The sequence below is a fragment of the Corynebacterium durum genome, assembly GCF_030408675.1.
Taxonomy (GTDB): Bacteria; Actinomycetota; Actinomycetes; order Mycobacteriales; family Mycobacteriaceae; genus Corynebacterium; species Corynebacterium durum.
Window position 1 is genome coordinate 880502 of sequence record NZ_CP047200.1, and the last position, 18917, is coordinate 899418.

Consider the following 18917-nt stretch of genomic DNA (forward strand, 5'->3'; position numbering starts at 1 on the left):
GAGGGGATTTCGCAATCGTTAAAGCCCGTACCGCTTCCAGAAGAAGCAAGTACGGGCTTACCCCAGCGTTGCACGCCGTCTACTCCACTTTGACTTTCCCCATTGCCCCGCGCTCGGCGTCGATGAATTGGTGGTTGACCATGGTGTAGGTCCCTGCTTCGAGGAAGCGCGTCTCGACAAACCCGCCTTGTGCGGCAAGCAGATCCAGCGCCTGTGAGCCGCCTTGGTTTTCGGAATCTCGGAGTAGGTAGGCACCTTCCTTGTACGAGGTGTGGAATTGCGTTCCTACAATATGGAATGCCTCGGACAAGTTTGGTCCAGCGTTGAGCAGCCAGAATCGTGTCGATTCGCCCGCTTTTACCTGTATCTGATTATCTACATATTGGTTTTCAATGCCGTTGAACACCACCGCATCAGGAACTCCAGCCGCTAGTTTTTCGGAGTCAACGGGAGTATCGGAAGTGCCTTCTAGCCCATAGACCTCGGACTGCACAAGTAAGTATTCGTGGTCAACGGGAGCCAGGTCAGGGGGGTCAATAACCACGGCACCGAACATTCCAGACGCAATGTGCATGCTTACTGGCGCGGTTCCGCAGTGGTAGAGCCAGATGCCTGCGTGCTCGGCGGTAAAGCGATACACAAGTTCTTCACCTGGGGCAATGGACCGCATCGGTTCGTCCGGCGAGACCATCCCGGCATGAAAATCAAGGGAGTGGCTGATAGTGCCGCTGTTTTTCAGTGTCACTTCAAATACGTCACCAACTTTGCCCCGCAACGTCGGCCCCATGGGGCGTCCATTGAACGTCCACCAGCCCCGTTCCACTCCACGCACTGGTCCGCTGATTTCCTGCACATCCAGTGTCACGCGGTGAATATCTGTGTCTTCTCGGGGCGCTAGTTCGGGATTGCGCCAGTTGGCCTGCTCCAGCGGCGCAGCATTCTGACTATTCTGCCCAGAATGTTGCTGGTGTTGCCCGCCATGTCCACCATGCCCATTGTGATTCCCAGAGCCGCTATGCCCGCCACTTCCAGCCTGATCAGGCACAATGGTGAGCGTCATGCCCTGTTGACGGTGCCCAGGGATGGTGCACCATCCTTCCATTTCCTTACCGATCACACCTGCATCAATGGTGGCCTGCTCGCCTGAACCGAGTCGCCCGGTTTCGGCACCGCTGGCAACTTTTAGGTCGTGAATTTGATTGTCGTTATTCACCAGCGTGATTTCTAGGCGATTACCAGCAGGAACGCGAATAACGTTCGGCTCGAACGACATTCCTTTCGCGGACACTGTCACTCGCGTTGTTTCACCTGTCGCGGCAACGGTGTTCGAAGAACCATCAGAATTTCCGCCATCGCCAGAACCGAAACCGCCACCTAGCGTGCCAGCCACCAGCGCCAGCACAGCTAGTGCGGCGGTGACCTGGCTGTAGGCTGGAGCGGAGCGGGCTTTCGGGGCGTCGACACGCTTCATTAGTACGGCGCGCTGAGCGCGGACGGACATAGCTACCAGGGGGATAAACGCGGCCAAACTTGCCAGGGCCAGCACGGATACGACGCTCGTGACCCGCTCGGAAGGGGAGAGAAGCCACAGCGCTAGTCCCACGTTCAACAGTGTGGAGCGGAAGAGTCCAGCGCGGTCGAGGGTTTGCAGGCCAGCTCGGCTCGCTCCGGGGCCGCCGCCGATAGTGGAGGGCAGGAGGAAACTCATGACGCCAATGAGCAGTTGTGCCGCAAATCCCACCAGCAAGGATAGGGTTGGCAGGTTCACGTGTGCGACGTGTGTATCCGCATCAATGGCCTGAATGGCCAGATACAACAGCGAACCGATCAGCCACAATGGTGCGGCCGCGACGGACACGCTGGCAAAAGTCACACGGTCTCGCGGCTCCTGCAGTACGGTGCGGACGTTGTTTGCCCAGGGGAAGGCGGCAATAATCCAGCCGCCGCAATAGATCAGCAAGCCCGCGCCCGCGATCTGCCCCAACCCCAGAAGTGACCCAATCACGATGGTCAACAGGCCAACCATAGTCAACGACAACACCTGGCCCATGCGGTCTGTGCCTGCGCGCGTGCGCCAGATGGTGGGGAACAATATGGCCAGCGACCCCACCGCAGCAAAACCCAAAAAACCAAGAATATTAATGGCCAGGTGCGCCAGTTTCAGGCGGTCATACCAGGGCGTACCGACGCCCGCCGCAAGCAGCGCCCCAGCCGTCGCGCCGAAAGGCATGCAACAGGCGCTAGCAACGTACGCCAACACCACAGGCGCGTAACGCTGCTGCTCATTGTGCTGCCGATACTGTCTGGCCAGAGCAATTGCATGCCACGCAAGAATTAGACCAACAATAGCCGCACCCATGGTGGTGACCTGCCAGAAAGTAGTCAGTTGGCCCACTACAGTCACCACAATGCCTAGGTTCAGGGCGTATATTCGGCGCAACTGCCACGGGCGTGCCTCGTCGGGGGCAGGAGCGTGTAGGAACTTTTCCGTAAAGTGCTGTGACCACACCACAATCGAATTCGTGACCGCGCCGAGGGTAAACAGATGAATGAGTACCCAGCGTGAATTGGGAAGAAGCTGGTGGACCAATCCGGCGACGACAATGGCTCCTAGCCACAGTGAGACCGGACGTCCGGCCTTACGATGCCAAGAACGGCGATCCCATTTCCCTTTAGCACTCATTCCTCTGAGCGTAGTCGCTATGATGACTCCCGATGAATACGGATGTGACGGGGACTATAATATAAGCTGTTTCCTACTCTTATGTCTGTGCAATGTGCACGTGTTGGCGTTCGCCGTAGGAAAGAGGGCGGTAGTACGCGTCTATCATGGTGGCACACAACAGCAAAATGCCACCGAATGGGGCGGCGATGCGAATAAGGTGTCGGTGCATTCTGCGCAGGTGTGGTATGGCCAAGCCGATAAACCTAACAAGATCACGCGCATGTGCTTGATGTTAATGCCTAACGACGCCGCGACATCCCCACCGAATGCGAAACCATCCAGCATCGTATTGCAAGTTTTGATAATGCGACCTCATTGCCGAGAATGTTGTTCGCCAACCGTTCAATCTTGTCGACAGGTCTTCGGGCTTCAGCGATGGATGAGACCTGTTAGTAGAAGCGGTTGATGTGTTGTGGTTGGTGCTGTTCATCGCACCACACACCCACCGTGAAACCACCCTGCACGACATTCTGTATGACACCAACCCACCACCACAACCGCTAGCAAAAACCTGTGTTGTGCTGGGGGTTTGCCAAACCCCCACACGGTGGGTAACTTATATCAGGTCCCCGAAGCAAAACCCCAGCACACACGCGTGTGCTCCAGGGGTTGGTGGATGCTTATTTTTTTGTTGTGTGAGAACTCAATAGCGTACCAAGTACTACACACACCCACACACTAGTGTTGTTAGTGTTGTTGTGTGGGTGTCGCACACCCCGACCCTGTGGTGGGGGTGTGTTGCTCTTGTTGAAGAGATACACGCTTGAAACACTATTTATTTTGTTTTTGTTTTTGTGCACGACACACGCATTTGTGCGGTATGCGCAGTGTGTGTTGTGGTTGGAGAGTTTGATCCTGGCTCAGGACGAACGCTGGCGGCGTGCTTAACACATGCAAGTCGAACGGAAAGGCCTGCCACCTTGGTGGTGGGTACTCGAGTGGCGAACGGGTGAGTAACACGTGGGTGATCTGCCCCGCACTGTGGGATAAGCCTGGGAAACTGGGTCTAATACCACATACGACCATGGCGTAGGGGTCATGGTGGAAAGCCTTGTGCGGTGTGGGATGAGCCCGCGGCCTATCAGCTTGTTGGTGGGGTAATGGCCTACCAAGGCGGCGACGGGTAGCCGGCCTGAGAGGGTGGACGGCCACATTGGGACTGAGACACGGCCCAGACTCCTACGGGAGGCAGCAGTGGGGAATATTGCACAATGGGCGCAAGCCTGATGCAGCGACGCCGCGTGGGGGATGGAAGGCCTTCGGGTTGTAAACTCCTTTCGCCCGGGACGAAGCCCACCTGGTGGGTGACGGTACCGTGGAGAAGAAGCACCGGCTAACTACGTGCCAGCAGCCGCGGTAATACGTAGGGTGCAAGCGTTGTCCGGATTTACTGGGCGTAAAGAGCTCGTAGGTGGTGTGTCGCGTCGTCTGTGAAATTCCGGGGCTTAACTCCGGGCGTGCAGGCGATACGGGCACGACTAGAGTGCTGTAGGGGTAACTGGAATTCCTGGTGTAGCGGTGAAATGCGCAGATATCAGGAGGAACACCGATGGCGAAGGCAGGTTACTGGGCAGTTACTGACGCTGAGGAGCGAAAGCATGGGGAGCGAACAGGATTAGATACCCTGGTAGTCCATGCTGTAAACGGTGGGCGCTAGGTGTGGGCTGTGTGTTTGCAGTCTGTGCCGTAGCTAACGCATTAAGCGCCCCGCCTGGGGAGTACGGCCGCAAGGCTAAAACTCAAAGGAATTGACGGGGGCCCGCACAAGCGGCGGAGCATGTGGATTAATTCGATGCAACGCGAAGAACCTTACCTGGGTTTGACATGCACCAGATCGGCGTAGAGATACGTCCTCCCTTGTGGTTGGTGCACAGGTGGTGCATGGTTGTCGTCAGCTCGTGTCGTGAGATGTTGGGTTAAGTCCCGCAACGAGCGCAACCCTTGTCTTATGTTGCCAGCACAACTTTGGTGGGGACTCATGAGAAACTGCCGGGGTCAACTCGGAGGAAGGTGGGGATGACGTCAAATCATCATGCCCTTTATACCCAGGGCTTCACACATGCTACAATGGTCGGTACAACGGGTTGCGACACTGTGAAGTGAAGCTAATCTCTGAAAGCCGGCCTCAGTTCGGATTGGGGTCTGCAACTCGACCCCATGAAGTCGGAGTCGCTAGTAATCGCAGATCAGCAACGCTGCGGTGAATACGTTCCCGGGCCTTGTACACACCGCCCGTCACGTCATGAAAGTTGGTAACACCCGAAGCCCATGGCCTAACCACCACTTGTGGTGGGGGGAGTGGTCGAAGGTGGGATTGGCGATTGGGACGAAGTCGTAACAAGGTAGCCGTACCGGAAGGTGCGGCTGGATCACCTCCTTTCTAGGGAGAATATGTGGTGTGTATCCAATAGGGGGTGTGGTGCTTGGTGTGGCTGTTGGGTGTCCCACATAATAAATGTGTGGAATTTTACGTCCTTGTCTGCTGGTGATCATGATGGTTGCTGGTGGTGGGGTGGTGTTGTGTGAGAACTGTATAGTGGACGCGAAATCATTTTTCTGTTTAATTTCTTGTGTTGTTTTGTGTGTGTTTTTCGTGTGGCGCACCGCCGGATGGGTGGTGTGTTTGTTGTAAGGGCGCACGGTGGATGCCTGGGCATGTCAAGCCGATGAAGGACGTGAAGGGCTGCGTTAAGCCTCGGGGAGTTGCCGATTAAGCGTTGATCCGAGGATGTCCGAATGGGGAAACCCGGCCGTGGTTATGTGCGGTCACCTGCTGCTGAATGAAATAGGTGGTATGGGGGTTACGCGGGGAAGTGAAACATCTCAGTACCCGTAGGAGAAGAAAACAATATGTGATTCCGTTAGTAGTGGCGAGCGAAGGCGGAGGTGATGGCTAAACTCTATGCGTGGATGATACTTGGTAGGGGTTGCGTGTAGGGGGTTGTGGGATGCGTGTGTCTGGCTGGCTACCACTGGCTGGCACCCTTGGATTGTGTGTTAGGGGAAGTGGTGTGGAATCGCCTGCCGTAGACGGTGAGAGTCCGGTACCTGAAGACATGTGGTTGGGGTGTGTGCGTATTTTCCCGAGTAGCAGCGGGCTCGTGGAATCTGCTGTGAATCTGCCGGGACCACCCGGTAAGCCTGAATACTTGGCGTGACCGATAGTGTAGTTAGTACCGTGAGGGAAGGGTGAAAAGTACCCCGGGAGGGGAGTGAAATAGTTCCTGAAACCGTGTGCTTACAATCCGTCATAGCCCCTTGTGTGGGGTGGTGGCGTGCCTTTTGAAGAATGAGCCTGCGAGTCAGCGGCATGTCGCGAGGTTAACCCGTGTGTGTGGGGTAGTCGTAGCGAAAGCGAATCCTAATGAGGGTGTGTTAAGTGGCATGTTCTGGACCCGAAGCGGGGTGATCTACCCATGGCCAGTGTGAAGCGGTGGTAAAACATTGTGGAGGCGCGAACCCACTTAGGTTGAAAACTGAGGGGATGAGCTGTGGGTAGGGGTGAAAGGCCAATCAAACTCCGTGATAGCTGGTTCTCCCCGAAATGCATTTAGGTGCAGCGTTGCGTGGTTGTTGTTGGTGGTAGAGCGACTGGTTGGTTGATGCGGGACGATCATCTTAGCGATGCCAGCTAAACTCCGAATGCCAATAATATGCGAGCGTGGCAGTGAGACGGCGGGGGATAAGCTCCGTGACGTCGAGAGGGAAACAGCCCAGATCGTCGGTTAAGGCCCCTAAGGGTGTGCTGAGTGGAAAAGGAGGTGTCATCGCGAAGACAGCCAGGAGGTTGGCTTAGAAGCAGCCATCCTTGAAAGAGTGCGTAATAGCTCACTGGTTAAGTGGTGATGCGCCGATAATGTAGTGGGGCTTATAAAGTACACCGCCGAAACCGCGGCAACATGCACGTCTTTGGTGTGTGTTGGGTAGGGGAGCGTCGTGCATGCTGAGAAGCTGTCACGGAAGTGGTGGTGGAGTGTGTGCGAGTGAGAATGCAGGCATGAGTAGCGAAAAACATGTGGAAAACGTGTTCGCCGGATGACTAAGGGTTCCTGGGTGAAGCTAATCTTCCCAGGGTGAGTCGGGACCTAAGGCGAGGCCGACAGGCGTAGTCGATGGATAACGGGTTGATAGTCCCGTACCCGTGTATACGCGACCAGTGGTGACTCGGTTGTACTAACCACCCACTACCATTGATGGTCACACGTTGTGTGTTTGTTGGTGTGTGGTGCGTGGGATCTTGATCGTTGGTAGCCAAGCGATGGGGTGACACAGATTGGTAGTCAAGGCCACTTATTGGATTGTGGTGTAAGCGTGTGGCCCGCAGGATAGGTAAATCCGTTCTGCATATAAGGGTGAGGCGTGATGCGTACCCAGATTGTTGGGGATGTTTGATGTGCCTGTGCTGTCGAGAAAAGCCTCTAGCGATGTGTGTGCACGGCCCGTACCGGAAACCGACACAGGTGGTCTGGTTGAGGATACTAAGGCGTTCGGGTGAACTATGGTTAAGGAACTCGGCAAAATGCCCCCGTAACTTCGGGAGAAGGGGGGCCATGTGCGGCAATCACCCTTGTGCGGTGTGCGTTGTGTGTGGCCGCAGAGAAGTGAGGGAAGCGACTGTTTATTAAAAACACAGGTCCGTGCGAAGACGTTGCAAGTCGAGGTATACGGACTGACGCCTGCCCGGTGCTGGAAGGTTAAGAGGACTCGTGAGCACGCCCGTGTGGTGTGTGAGGCGGGTAATTGAAGCCCCAGTAAACGGCGGTGGTAACTATAACCATCCTAAGGTAGCGAAATTCCTTGTCGGGTAAGTTCCGACCTGCACGAATGGCGTAACGACTTCCCTGCTGTCTCAACCATAGGCCCGGTGAAATTGCAGTACGAGTAAAGATGCTCGTTTCGCGCGGCAGGACGAAAAGACCCCGGGACCTTTACTATAGCTTGGTATTGGTGTGTGCTGCAGCTTGTGTAGGATAGGTGGGAGACGTGGAAGCATTCACGCTAGTGGGTGTGGAGTCGATTGGTGAAATACCACTCTGGTTGTTGTGTGCATCTAACTGTGGGCCCTGATCGGGTTTTGGGACAGTGCCTGGTGGGTAGTTTAACTGGGGCGGTTGCCTCCTAAATGGTAACGGAGGCGCCCAAAGGTTCCCTCGGCTTGGTTGGTAATCAGGTTTTAGAGTGTAAGTGCAGTAAGGGAGCTTGACTGTGACACTGACGGGTGGAGCAGGTGCGAAAGCAGGGACTAGTGATCCGGCATCAACGTGTGGGTGTGGTGTCGCTCAACGGATAAAAGGTACCCCGGGGATAACAGGCTGATCTTCCCCAAGAGTTCATATCGACGGGATGGTTTGGCACCTCGATGTCGGCTCGTCGCATCCTGGGGCTGGAGTAGGTCCCAAGGGTTGGGCTGTTCGCCCATTAAAGCGGCACGCGAGCTGGGTTTAGAACGTCGTGAGACAGTTCGGTCTCTATCCGCCGCGCGCGTGGAAACTTGAACAAGGCTGTCCCTAGTACGAGAGGACCGGGATGGACGTACCTCTAGTGTGCCAGTTGTCACGCCGGTGGCATGGCTGGTTGGCTATGTGCGGGAGGGATAACCGCTGAAAGCATCTAAGCGGGAAGCCTGTTGTGAGATGAGGTTTCTGTTGAGGTTCCCTGTAGATGAGGGGGTTGATAGGTCGGAGTTGGAAGCATCGTAAGGTGTTGTGAGATGACCGATACTAATATGACCGACACAAACACACCCCATAGTGGTGGTGTGCCACAGGATTGTGTGCGATAGGGCACATGGTGTGGGAAACATATGCGTGTGTTGACAACACAGAGGAATGATGAAAACAGGACGTCGCTGCCGTTGGTGGTGTGTGGTTTCGTGGTCTGCTGTGCAGTGTCTGGCACAACACCAGTTGTGTTGGGTGTGTTGGTGGTGATAGTCGCAGGGTCACGCCCGGTTGTCCTTTTCGAACCCGGTTGCTAAGTCTGTGGGCGCTGATGGTACTGCACCTGGGAGGGTGTGGGAGAGTAGGTTACTGCCAGCATTGATAACTTCAAATAGATGGTGGGTGGGGTGTTGTGTGTGCCTGGTGTGGCACTGGCACCCCACCCCCTTTTTTTTGTTGTTTTGTTTGTTTGTTTTGCTATACGGGTGCGGGGGGTGGGGGGGGTCATAGAGCGGGGGATACCCTCGAAGGGTTTCGCATAGACTGGTGTTTTCGACGCGGTTTATACGAGAGTGAAGGCGGGGTTGCATGTCAACACCTGGTCCTATGGAACAGTCGGGCGGATTTCCCGTGCCAATAGGCTATGCGGAAGCCACGCAGGTTGCGCAGAATGCGTTCGAAGGTGGGCTTATTGATATCGGTGAATTGGATCGTCGTTTGGCAGTTATTGCCCAATCATCATCGGAGGCTGACGCGTGGGAATCTGTCAAGGATTTGCGGAGTGCATCACTGAATAACGCGCGGCAACCCAATAAACAGAATTCGGTTAATTGGGTTGAACTGGGGATGAGTATTCCCTGGTATGTCGCGTGCGTGGCCACGTTGGTGTGTGTCGTAATCTGGGGTTTAGTCGCAGTGATGTCTGGCCCTACAGTCTTTTGGCCGCTATGGATGTCTATTCCGTTGATTGTCACATATGCGGTGCATTTCGCAGGTAAGCGTTTTTTTCGGAAACAATGATGAAAGCCTTAGTTAATTCTCTTACATGCCCGATTATTGCGGCACCAATGGCGGGCGGTCCGTCTACTCCGACGCTTACGGATGCCGCATGGCGTGCAGGTGGTTTTGGTTTTCTTGCTGCTGGGATGCTCACGCCGGAGGCGTTGGAGCGTCAGATGCGGGCTACGACCTGCCCTTATGGGGTTAATGTGTTCATGCCGCACGATGATCCCGCGTCGTTTGCACCTCTTTACAACTACGCTGCGCGGCACGGCTTGAGCATCGACCCGACCTCGGTGGATCCCACGGACGGCTGGGGACGCCAAGATGGCGCTGATCTTACGTGCCGCTGGTGAGGGCTGGGGTCCGCGCGTGGTGTCGTTCACGTTTGGGCTTATCGACGCCGCGACGGTCGCTGCTCTGCATAGCCTGGGGGTTGAGGCGTGGGTGACGATTGCGCGTGCCGATGCGGTGGATGCTGCGGTAGCGGTGGGCGTCGATACGCTGGTGGTTCAAGGACCTGAAGCCGGTGGACATCGTGCAACATGGACGGTGGCAGAGGGGCTTGATCAGACATCTTTAAAGGACATGATTCGTCTGGATATACCGATTCCAGTGGTGGCTGCTGGGGGCATTGGGACGCCGGAGGCTGTTCGGGAGGCGTTGTCGTGGCCGGGTGTGGCGGCGGTGGCGTGCGGCACGGCGTTTTTGCTGGCAGATGAGGCGGGGACGGGTGAGGTGCATCGTCAGATGGTTCGGGATGGGGAGAAAACGGCGGTGACGAGGGCTTTTTCGGGCAGGTGGGCGCGGGGCGTCGAGACGCAGTTCATGCTGGATAATGTCGATGCCCCCGCTATGTACCCTCATGTGAATACGTTACTGGGGCCTTTGCGGAAGGCGTCTGCGGCTAGCGGTGATTCGGCGCATGTCGCTGCGTGGGCAGGGAGTGGTTTCCGGCACGCTCGGGAGGGGAGTGTGGATGCGATTATGCAGAATCTCATTGGGGCCAAAATTGAACGGGTGTCTGGGCATACGGCCCCAGCCTCCAGGTAGTTTCGGTCTTGGCCAACGTCGGTGCTGACGTGGGGTTAGGCAAGCTGCATGCGGGACCACCGGGCGTAGGTAAGACTGGCAAATCCCACCGATAATGCCAGGAAAACCAGCAGCTGTGGCGTGGTCGTCGGAACAATTTGCAACGCCCACAATGCCGGAACGGCAGGTGGTATCCAGCCGCTATTGGCACCCAATAAGGCGCCAAGCTGGCCGAGAGTAATCAGCGCAAGGGCAGTGCCGCAGCCAGCGATAAGGGAACGAGTGCGCACAGAAACCCACGCAATAACGGGGGTTGCGAGGAGTGTGAACGCTCCGAGCACGAGGAACCGCAGGATGTGCGCTCCTGTAGGGAATCCATAGCGGAATCCCACGGCGATCAGAAGCATCACGATAGCCAATAGCAGATGAGTGATAAGGGTCCATGCTGCATAAACCAGGAATTTGCCTGTCATGGTGATGTGCCGACTCATCGGTAGCATGGCTAGTCCGATGGCGGTGTTATCCATAAACTCTCGGGCATATATCCAGGCGATCATGGTGCCAAAGCCCAATATTTCCGCAGCCGCTGTGATCTGTGTCGCTACAAAGAAGAAACCATTCCCATCATGAGTGGCAGCAGCTCCCGCCTTGGCGAGAATGACCGGATTGTTGTGGGCGATAGCAATCATCATTGCCGAAACAACAAGTGGGATTCCGGCCAGCATCGCGCCAGTGACTCCCCATGCCGTTGCGGATTTTATTACCTTGAGAGCCTCGACTTTCACCGTAATTATTAACGTCGAGTGACGAAAAGATGACATAGACATAGAAAACTTCTCCCAACTTATCGCCTAAGTGTCTGCATTGGCGTTTGATTGATCGTCTGAAAGAATGGCCTGAAAGAAGCGGTTTTCCAGTTGTGGGGTGGTAGGGGACAACTCTGTAATGATGCGCCCGGAATTTACCACGACAATGCGATGGGCAATGGCGGCCACCTCATCCAAATGGTGACTGCTGACTACCACGCCGCATCCCGCAGCCGCCCGCTCTTTCACGACGGTCCGCAGGGTGACTATTCCCATCGGATCAAGGGCATTGGTGGGTTCGTCAAGCACGATAAGTCGCGGCTGATGCTGAAACGCCCCAGCTAAACCCACCCTCTGCTTGTTTCCTAGCGACAGTTTCCGAAAGAGGCGATCGCGGTATGGTTGCAGCTCCCACTGGTTGATGGAGTCGGCGATGCGCTCAGGGTCGATGCCATATAACCAAGCATGCATGCGTAGGTTTTGACTCACGGTCAGCTCGGAATAGCAAAACGGCGCGTCGATAAGCTGCCCAATATCGCCATTGCCCACGGTGCGGTGAACCGTGCCGGCGGTGGGGTGGATGAGGCCAAGCGCGAGCCGTAACAGTGTGGTTTTGCCGGCGCCGTTGCGGCCAATGAGCGCGACGATTTCGCCTGCTGCCACCGAAAAATTGAGCTGAGTAATCCCGCGGTTTGCCGCCGAAACGTTGCGTAACTCAAGCATGAGTACCCGCTAAAGCATGTAAAACACCGTGCAACGTCGGCATGAGCGGCTGATTGATGTGCGTACTCCAGTCTATTAACGCCCTGGTCAGTCCAGCAATGACTGCGGTTGCCACAGCCGTTGCCGTGAGCTTGTCGACGCCCCGGGAAGTCAACGCTGTGGCGATTGCGGTAATCGTTTCGTCGTTGCTGTGGATTGCTGCCGCTGCCAATTCGGGATTATCAGCTACGATGCGTAGCCGGGTACGCAATTGCTCTTCAACATCTGGGGTGAAGGTATCGAGGAGCGACTGGATTCCTGCGGTGATTGCGCGAAGCGGCGTTTCTTTGGCTGGGCGCTTTTCGACGGCTTCCGCGATCGCCGGATCAAACGGATCCTGAAGAATCAGCGACTCCTTGGTGGGGAAATGGCGGAAAAGCGTCATCTGGCTTACCTCGGCAACGGCTGCGATTTGTGCGGTAGTGGTGGCGGAATATCCCTGGTGAGTAAAGAGTTCCAGGGCGACCAATTGTATATGCGTGTGGGTCCGATCCCATTTAGGTGAGGGCGTCATGCTTGCTATCGTACGTCATAATGTTAGTCACTAACATTATGATATCGTTCACGTTTGGGCTTATCGACGCCGCGACGGTCGCTGCCCTGCATAATGTGGGAGCTGGGGCGCGGGCGTCGATTACGCGGTGCTGATGCGGTGGATGCTGCGGTAGCGGTGGGCGTCGAGACGCAGTTCATGCTGGATAATGTCGATGCCCCCGCTATGTACCCTCATGTGAATACGTTACTGGGGCCTTTGCGGAAGGCGTCTGCGGCTAGCGGTGATTCGACACATGTCACTGCGTGGGCAGGAAGTGGTTTCCGGCACGCTCGGGAGGGGAGCGTGGATGCGATCATGCAGAATCTTTACCCCCGATTTGGTTGAAAACCATAAAAAACGGGCGTTGGAATGTAGGTTTATGTACGTATTCACTCTTGACCCCACTTCGGAGGACTGATCGATATTATGGCTGCCCAGGCACACAATGACTGGAATGAACGGATTGCGTTAGCGCAGCAGATGTTGCCGCTTCTCGGACAGCTGCACCGTAACAACAATGTAGTGACCTCGGTTTTCGGACGCTTGCTGGTGAATGTGAGTGATGTGGACATCATCAAGTCGCATCGTTACGCCCGACATATCACCGAACACGAACTTCCACTGGAAAAAACACTGCCCATTGTGCAGGAACTGGTGGCCATGAACCTGGGTACTGCTTCTATCGATCTGGGGCACCTGGTCACATTGCACGACGAACAAGGAGGCGACCTCGGTGAGTTCCTGAAGCGTGAACTTGCCGACGTGATCGGCACCAGCACCGAACACAAGCAAACCGACGTTGTGCTGTACGGCTTTGGTCGTATCGGTCGGTTACTGGCACGCATCCTTATTGACCATCAATCCGTGGACACCGGATGCCGTCTTCGTGCCATCGTGGTGCGCAAAAACGGCGAGAATGACCTGACCAAGCGTGCGTCCCTGCTGCGCCGCGATTCCGTACACGGTCCCTTCCACGGCTCGATCAGCATCGACCACGACAACGACATCCTGTGGGCAAACGGCACGCCCATCCAAATCATTTATTCCAACGACCCTGCTACCGTTGACTACACGCGCTACGGCATTAACGACGCAGTGCTGGTGGACAACACTGGACGCTGGCGCGACCGCGAGGGCCTGGAACAGCACCTCAAATCCACTGGCGTGTCTAAAGTGCTGCTCACCGCACCCGGCAAAGGGGATGTGAAGAACATCGTGTACGGCATCAACCACGATGTCATTGGGGCAGATGACACGATCTTGAGTGCGGCCTCCTGCACCACCAACGCCATCACGCCGGTGCTTAAAGCTGTGAATGATCGCTACGGTGTGGAGTTCGGGCACGTGGAAACCGTGCACTCCTTTACCAACGACCAGAACCTTATTGACAACTTCCACAAGGGCTCACGCCGTGGCAGGGCAGCCACCCTGAACATGGTGCTCACTGAAACCGGCGCAGCACGTGCCGTAGCCAAAGCCCTGCCGGAACTTGCCGGAAAACTCACTGGCAACGCCATCCGCGTTCCCACCCCCGATGTGTCCATGGCCGTGCTGAACCTGACGCTCAAGCAGGATGTGGACCGCGACGAGGTAAACAACTACCTGCGATCCGTCTCACTGCTCTCCGGCTTGCGACAGCAAATCGGGTACATCGAATCCCCCGAGATTGTGTCCACCGACTTCGTAGGCAGCACCCACGCCGGGATAGTGGACGGGCTGGCCACCATTGCCCAAGATAACCACCTTGTTCTCTACGTCTGGTACGACAACGAGTTCGGCTACTCCAACCAGGTCATTCGTATTGTCGAAGAGATTGCGGGCGTTCGGCCAGCGGTTCTGCCTCGGCGTAAAGAGCTGAGCGAGCTGTAGGTCTAGCTGGTTGTTGGTTGCGGTCACGCGGGGTGCTTCATGTGGGTGTGTACCCTGCGTGACCCTACGCGGTTAACCGCTTGCGGCCGCCGTTTTCCGTCGCCATGCGAGTTGGCGGGCGGTGATAATCAACGCGAGGATGGTTGTTTCCGCAGCTAGCGCCCAGAAGTTCAGGGTGAGATCAGGGGTGGATATGAGCAATTCCTTCCAAGTCATCCCACCAATTGCTGCTGGTACGCCGATCATGATTGCGACTGTCGTGCCAAGCCCCAGAATCAAAGCGCTGGCAATGGTGATGATAGTGCGGCGTTGCGTACGTGACGGTGCTGGACGTCGTACCCATGTGCGTAGGGTGAGTGCAATGGCGACGAGCAGTATCACTATGAGCGCAACCTGGACCCAGAGGGTAATGTCGCCGAATGCAATACTGGGCGGAAGATCTTTGTGGGACTCTGTGCCCAGTGCTTCCGCAATAAAGGCTTCTCCCTTAATGTTCATATTCATGTTAAGCTGCCTGCGTAGTCCCTGGGAATTGAAAAGCACGACGAAACCTTTTCCAGTGGTTTGGTTGAAACCAAGATATGTCGTGTAACCCCAGATAGCACCATTGTGGGAGACAATTTCCACCTCGGAGCCGTCGATGCTGCTTGTGGCTTTTGCGTACTCTAAACCTGCACCGTATTCGGAGGAACCTTCGCCTGTTGGTACTGTGCTGAAGGTGCTGGGCAGTTGTCCTTGTTGGTGTTGACGGAGTTGCCAGGCACCATAGGTTGCTAGTTGACGCCCCGTGCCCGCAAGATAGCCTTCACCTGCTTCGGCATCACGAACTGGGTCTGACACTGTACGGTTGCCCATGTAGAAAGGCACATATCCTTCAGGGACACCCTTTTCGGTTGCTTCTTTGCTGGTGCTGATCGGCGAAATTCCGGTGGCTGGGTTGAGGTAGTGGGTGAGTAGTTCGCTGTAGCTTTGCCCGGTTGCTCGTTCCATGGCGTGTTGAAGAAGGACGTAGCCGATGTTGGAGTAAGAATGGCTGCCGGTGGGGTTGACGTTTTTGAGTTCTTTGACTGCTTCAATGACTTTTGGCAGTTCACGCGGGTAGATGCCTAGCTCACGAGGGAGGCCGGAGGTGTGGTGAATCAGATCGGTGATGGTGGCACCGTTATTGCCGAAGGCTGTGTTTCGGAACTCGGGATAGTACTGGGTGACAGGGGCGTTAAGATCGATGAGCCCTTTGTCTGCCAGTTCTAGAGCAAGTGCGCCGGTGAATGATTTAGACACTGATCCCCAGATGAACAGGGAATCGGCGGTGATGGGATTGTTATTGCCGTCCACACCAACGTAGTGTTCGCCGGTGATGCCATTTGCGTCGAATTCCACCATGGCGAGTCCTGGTATGTGGAGGTCGTGGGCGAGTTGTTCGTAGCGGTCTTGTTGAGCCTGTGCGGGAACAATCAGTACCAGAGTGGCAAGTAGTGTTCCCAGCACCGCAAGTAGGGTTCGTGCTGTTTTCATGCGGTTTAGCCTAGAGAGTTGGGGCTGTGTCAACATCGGGGAAAACCCTGAAAAACACCCTGATATTGCGTGCACTCACTACACAGCCTGCGCTATGCAAAGTATGCCCATGTCGAGGCACGAAAAATGGCGTTTTTCGCGCTTGAGCGTAAGCAAACTTTGCACACCTCTGCCGCGCTAAATGGGTTGGTAGTACACAGCGTTCGTCAAGGTTACAAGGTCGGCAATGCTCCCGCTCCATTGCGTTTCGACGCCGTGTTTCGCCAGCGTCGGCAGCACAATGTCGGTCATCATTGCCAGGGTTTTAGTCTCATAGAGTTCGTCAGCCTCCCTGTCGGGGAGGGCATCTTCCTCGTCGGTGAGGATCGCGCCGTAGGCCATGTCAAGCGCTGCATCGCCCTCGAATTCGATATAGGCTTCAATCTGCTGGCCGGTGATAAAGACGTGCCCGATCCAGGGTTCACCATTGGCGCGCGGGATGTCGGCGGCTTCGTCGAGGATCTCGGCTTGGCCTTCGCCCACGGTCCAGCCGCAATAGGCGCGTGCGATGATCCCGTGCTGCTCAAGCTCGGCAAACGCGGAATCGAGATTGGTGGTCACATCGCCAAATTGTTCCTGCTGCGCGCGACGGGCGGTGATCAGGTACTCGGCGATGTTTTTGGCCTGCTCGTTGCTGATCTCGTCGTACTCTTCCGCGATGATCTCGGCGATGTCCTCAACGCTGTCGCCTATCACCACCGCCACCCAGCACACCCCGATCACGTCGTCGTCGAAGTCGTCGGGTAACAGGTCGGCGGGCAAGATAAGGTCTTCGGGGATAGCGACATATGTGGTCATATCACACATGATACTAAAGGCCTCGGTAGTACCTGGGGATTAGGTTTGGCTTAGATACATGTCTTAGAATGGCGTCGTGAAGATGGATAAGCTGCGCAAAAAAGCGTCAAAGGGGGGTAAGAAAAAATGTTGCCGCTCCAAAAAACGCTGCAAAATCTGTCCCGTGGTCATTCATCGTCTCCGCAAGTCCGGTGCCTTTGAGCTTGACGACGCCGCGCTGGCCAAGGCTCTCAAGAAAGCCCGTAAGTGGTAGTAATACACCGTGATTAGAGAGCGTGAATGCGGTTTTGGGCCAGCTCTAATCCCTGGTTGATGATGAGTTCCGCGCCTTCGGCAGCGTGTTCGCAGATGAGTGGTAGTCCTTCGAATTCCTCCTTGCTGAAGGGTCTCAGCACATAGTCGGCGGGTGCCTGTCGCCCCGGTGGCCGTCCAATACCGACACGGATGCGGTAATAATCATTTGTTCCGAGCGACTTGGTGGTGGAACGCAAGCCGTTATGCCCATTATCGCCGCCGCCTAGTTTGAGGCGAACAGTATCAAAATCAAGGTCCAGTTCATCGTGGACCACAATGATGTTTTCTTTTGGCACTTTATAGAATTGTATGAGCGCCGCAATGGGGACGCCGGAGAGGTTCATAAAGCTGCGCGGCTTGGCCAGGATAACTTTCTTGTCTCCAAAACGAGTTTCCACAACGTGGGAATTTGAGCGCTTATGAATAGAGAATGTGGACGGCATGGGTAGCGTGCGGTCTGCTAACTCATCAAGCACCATAAAGCCCACGTTATGGCGGGTTGTTTCATACTGTGGGCCGGGATTTCCCAGGCCAACGACCAGCCAGGGGGAGTCTGCGTGTGTTGCGTTCATAAGGGATGATGATACCTCACCTGCGCAGTTGTTGACGGACCCAACAATATATAGTAAATTTGCTAATCGCAGTGTTGATGTATCTCTCGGGAGGATAAACAGTGAAAAAGACCAGGGTTGTTTCAATCGCGCTTGCTGCAATTATTGCCGCGACAGGTGCTATGCCATCTGCAGGGGCAACCGCGCCGGAGGACTTTTTGAAGGGGTACGGTTACCATGTGCGACTCGTTCCCACCGAGAAGTGTGAAACGGTTAAAGAGAATACCAAGAGTTTTTTCGAAAATCGTGATATTAAAACCACCGGCGACTTTTTGAGGGTGGCCGAGATTTTCACCACGTACGCAGAGCAGAACCCAGAAACGATCCGGGAAGTCGGTGCCAACAAACCAGGTCTGCTGAAAAGTTTCAACGCGGAGCAGCGCAGCCGATTCTTTGCCCTCATGCGTGAAGACAATAAGGCATCAGCGACAAGACTTGCAGAGTGTAAGGTCTTGACCACAGGCGATGTGAGCACGCCTCAACCCGAGCCGACACCGCAGCCGAAGCATGATCTAACTCCGCCGCCCGCTGCAAAGAAGCCAGAATCCCGTCCAGTTGTGGGTTCAAGCTTCGGTTCCAGCTAACCCATAGTAGCCCTCTAAACCAAAACCCCCAGACCGGCGGCCTGGGGGTTTTCGCAAGAGTGATTACTCGCTGTCTTCGGTAGCTTCTGCCTCAGTCTCGGTATCGGGTGTTTCTGTGACAGAGCCGGACTGTGCGACGAAGTTGAACACCAGCAGCTCGGCATCGTCAGCCAGGGTGACACCCTCCGGAAGGGCAATGTCGCCAGCGTGGATCTGGGAGCCGATTTCGCGGCCGTCGAGAGGCACCGCGATCTCGTCTGGGATGGAGAGAACGTCGGCGGTGACGCGGATGGTGTCGGCTTCCTGGATGACCATGGCACCAGGGCCGGTCTCGCCAGTGGACACAACCGGGACCTCAACCTCGACCTCTTCGCCGCGGTGGATGGCCAGCAGGTCGGCGTGGTCGATCTCCAGGCTGAGTACGTTCTGGTCAACGGCTTTGATCATGGCCAGCTGCTTGCCGCCATCAATGTCAACACTAACCACGGTGTTCAAGCCGTGGTTACGAACGATAGCGGTGAATTCCAGGCGCTCGACGTTGATGTGCTTCGGCTCGAAACCGGGGCCGTAGACTACAACAGGGATCAGGCCAGCGCGGCGGGCGCGGCGGGCGGCACCTTTGCCGAATTCTGTGCGTGGGGTTGCGGCTAGGTCAATGGCTTTGTTGGACATTGTTCCTCCTCAGGTG

General features: G+C 55.8%; 15 protein-coding genes and 3 rRNA genes. 9 read left to right on the forward strand and 9 right to left on the reverse strand.

Annotation, left to right across the window (positions count from 1 at the left end):
• Nucleotides 1-79: 79 nt before the first annotated feature.
• Entirely contained in the window at nt 80-2683 is a 2604-nt protein-coding gene (locus CDUR_RS04170) for a multicopper oxidase domain-containing protein (RefSeq protein WP_179417252.1), read from the reverse strand.
• Nucleotides 2684-2762: 79 nt separating this feature from the next.
• The gene (locus CDUR_RS04175; protein WP_006063126.1) at nt 2763-2894 is read right to left on the reverse strand and encodes a hypothetical protein; all 132 of its coding nucleotides are present in this window, start codon (nt 2892-2894) and stop codon (nt 2763-2765) included.
• A gap of 668 nt (nt 2895-3562) precedes the next feature.
• Between CDUR_RS04175 and CDUR_RS04180 the strand changes: the two genes are divergently transcribed.
• The 6 genes from CDUR_RS04180 (at nt 3563) to CDUR_RS04205 (ending at nt 10437) form a co-directional block, all read left to right on the forward strand.
• Nucleotides 3563-5105 (forward strand): 16S ribosomal RNA (locus CDUR_RS04180).
• Between the two features lie 238 nt (nt 5106-5343).
• Nucleotides 5344-8470: ribosomal RNA gene (locus tag CDUR_RS04185) — 23S ribosomal RNA — on the forward strand.
• A gap of 174 nt (nt 8471-8644) precedes the next feature.
• Nucleotides 8645-8763: ribosomal RNA gene (gene rrf, locus CDUR_RS04190) — 5S ribosomal RNA — on the forward strand.
• Together the 16S, 23S and 5S rRNA genes form the textbook arrangement of a ribosomal RNA operon.
• 210 nt (nt 8764-8973) lie before the next feature.
• The gene (locus CDUR_RS04195; RefSeq protein WP_179417253.1) at nt 8974-9405 is read left to right on the forward strand and encodes a hypothetical protein; all 432 of its coding nucleotides are present in this window, start codon (nt 8974-8976) and stop codon (nt 9403-9405) included.
• The gene (locus tag CDUR_RS04200; RefSeq protein WP_179417254.1) at nt 9402-9740 is read left to right on the forward strand and encodes a nitronate monooxygenase; all 339 of its coding nucleotides are present in this window, start codon (nt 9402-9404) and stop codon (nt 9738-9740) included. Before CDUR_RS04195 ends, CDUR_RS04200 begins: the two co-directional genes overlap by 4 nt.
• Entirely contained in the window at nt 9712-10437 is a 726-nt protein-coding gene (locus tag CDUR_RS04205; protein WP_179417255.1) for a nitronate monooxygenase, read from the forward strand. The genes CDUR_RS04200 and CDUR_RS04205 overlap by 29 nt, the downstream gene beginning before the upstream one ends.
• A gap of 35 nt (nt 10438-10472) precedes the next feature.
• Here CDUR_RS04205 and CDUR_RS04210 read toward each other — a convergent pair whose 3' ends face one another.
• The 3 genes from CDUR_RS04210 to CDUR_RS04220 are packed head-to-tail and all read right to left on the reverse strand — an operon-like array spanning nt 10473 to nt 12498.
• Nucleotides 10473-11237, reverse strand: coding sequence for an ABC transporter permease (locus CDUR_RS04210; RefSeq protein WP_290208054.1), 765 nt, complete (start codon nt 11235-11237; stop codon nt 10473-10475).
• A 30-nt stretch (nt 11238-11267) separates the two neighbouring features.
• Nucleotides 11268-11945 carry an ABC transporter ATP-binding protein gene (locus CDUR_RS04215; RefSeq protein WP_179417257.1) on the reverse strand — a complete coding sequence of 226 codons (678 nt, stop codon included), beginning with the start codon at nt 11943-11945 and terminating at the stop codon, nt 11268-11270.
• Nucleotides 11938-12498 (reverse strand): TetR/AcrR family transcriptional regulator, encoded by a 561-nt coding sequence (locus CDUR_RS04220; protein WP_179417258.1) that lies wholly within the window; start codon nt 12496-12498, stop codon nt 11938-11940. Before CDUR_RS04220 ends, CDUR_RS04215 begins: the two co-directional genes overlap by 8 nt.
• Before the next feature lie 54 nt (nt 12499-12552).
• On the opposite strand from CDUR_RS04220, the gene CDUR_RS04225 reads away from it, so the two are divergent.
• Together CDUR_RS04225 and CDUR_RS04230 are read left to right on the forward strand one after the other, a co-directional pair.
• Nucleotides 12553-12864 carry a hypothetical protein gene (locus CDUR_RS04225; RefSeq protein WP_179417259.1) on the forward strand — a complete coding sequence of 104 codons (312 nt, stop codon included), beginning with the start codon at nt 12553-12555 and terminating at the stop codon, nt 12862-12864.
• A gap of 81 nt (nt 12865-12945) precedes the next feature.
• Entirely contained in the window at nt 12946-14388 is a 1443-nt protein-coding gene (locus CDUR_RS04230; protein WP_179417260.1) for a glyceraldehyde-3-phosphate dehydrogenase, read from the forward strand.
• Nucleotides 14389-14460: 72 nt separating this feature from the next.
• Here CDUR_RS04230 and CDUR_RS04235 read toward each other — a convergent pair whose 3' ends face one another.
• The 3 genes from CDUR_RS04235 to pth form a co-directional block, all read right to left on the reverse strand.
• Nucleotides 14461-15903, reverse strand: coding sequence for a serine hydrolase domain-containing protein (locus tag CDUR_RS04235; RefSeq protein ID WP_179417261.1), 1443 nt, complete (start codon nt 15901-15903; stop codon nt 14461-14463).
• 177 nt (nt 15904-16080) lie between these two features.
• Entirely contained in the window at nt 16081-16740 is a 660-nt protein-coding gene (locus CDUR_RS04240; RefSeq protein ID WP_179417262.1) for a DUF6891 domain-containing protein, read from the reverse strand.
• A 266-nt stretch (nt 16741-17006) separates the two neighbouring features.
• Entirely contained in the window at nt 17007-17606 is a 600-nt protein-coding gene (gene pth, locus CDUR_RS04245; RefSeq protein WP_179417263.1) for an aminoacyl-tRNA hydrolase, read from the reverse strand.
• 101 nt (nt 17607-17707) lie between these two features.
• Here pth and CDUR_RS04250 point away from each other — a divergent pair, with 101 nt between their 5' ends.
• Entirely contained in the window at nt 17708-18229 is a 522-nt protein-coding gene (locus tag CDUR_RS04250; protein ID WP_179417264.1) for a hypothetical protein, read from the forward strand.
• A 63-nt stretch (nt 18230-18292) separates the two neighbouring features.
• Here the strand turns inward: CDUR_RS04250 and CDUR_RS04255 are convergent, their stop codons facing one another.
• On the reverse strand, nt 18293-18901 hold the full coding sequence (locus tag CDUR_RS04255; RefSeq protein ID WP_179417265.1) for a 50S ribosomal protein L25/general stress protein Ctc: 609 nt from the start codon (nt 18899-18901) through the stop codon (nt 18293-18295).
• Nucleotides 18902-18917: the final 16 nt, after the last annotated feature.

Excerpts from the sequence above, each read along its gene's own strand:
- CDUR_RS04240 (WP_179417262.1), bottom strand. The coding sequence starts at position 16,740 with ATGACCACATATGTCGCTATCCCCGAAGACCTTATCTTGCCCGCCGAC.
- CDUR_RS04205 (WP_179417255.1), top strand. The coding sequence starts at position 9,712 with ATGGCGCTGATCTTACGTGCCGCTGGTGAGGGCTGGGGTCCGCGCGTG.
- CDUR_RS04230 (WP_179417260.1), top strand. The coding sequence starts at position 12,946 with ATGGCTGCCCAGGCACACAATGACTGGAATGAACGGATTGCGTTAGCG.
- CDUR_RS04215 (WP_179417257.1), bottom strand. The coding sequence starts at position 11,945 with ATGCTTGAGTTACGCAACGTTTCGGCGGCAAACCGCGGGATTACTCAG.
- CDUR_RS04195 (WP_179417253.1), top strand. The coding sequence starts at position 8,974 with ATGTCAACACCTGGTCCTATGGAACAGTCGGGCGGATTTCCCGTGCCA.
- CDUR_RS04255 (WP_179417265.1), bottom strand. The coding sequence starts at position 18,901 with ATGTCCAACAAAGCCATTGACCTAGCCGCAACCCCACGCACAGAATTC.
- CDUR_RS04235 (WP_179417261.1), bottom strand. The coding sequence starts at position 15,903 with ATGAAAACAGCACGAACCCTACTTGCGGTGCTGGGAACACTACTTGCC.
- CDUR_RS04220 (WP_179417258.1), bottom strand. The coding sequence starts at position 12,498 with ATGACGCCCTCACCTAAATGGGATCGGACCCACACGCATATACAATTG.
- pth (WP_179417263.1), bottom strand. The coding sequence starts at position 17,606 with ATGAACGCAACACACGCAGACTCCCCCTGGCTGGTCGTTGGCCTGGGA.
- CDUR_RS04210 (WP_290208054.1), bottom strand. The coding sequence starts at position 11,237 with ATGTCATCTTTTCGTCACTCGACGTTAATAATTACGGTGAAAGTCGAG.
- CDUR_RS04175 (WP_006063126.1), bottom strand. The coding sequence starts at position 2,894 with ATGCACCGACACCTTATTCGCATCGCCGCCCCATTCGGTGGCATTTTG.
- CDUR_RS04200 (WP_179417254.1), top strand. The coding sequence starts at position 9,402 with ATGATGAAAGCCTTAGTTAATTCTCTTACATGCCCGATTATTGCGGCA.
- CDUR_RS04170 (WP_179417252.1), bottom strand. The coding sequence starts at position 2,683 with ATGAGTGCTAAAGGGAAATGGGATCGCCGTTCTTGGCATCGTAAGGCC.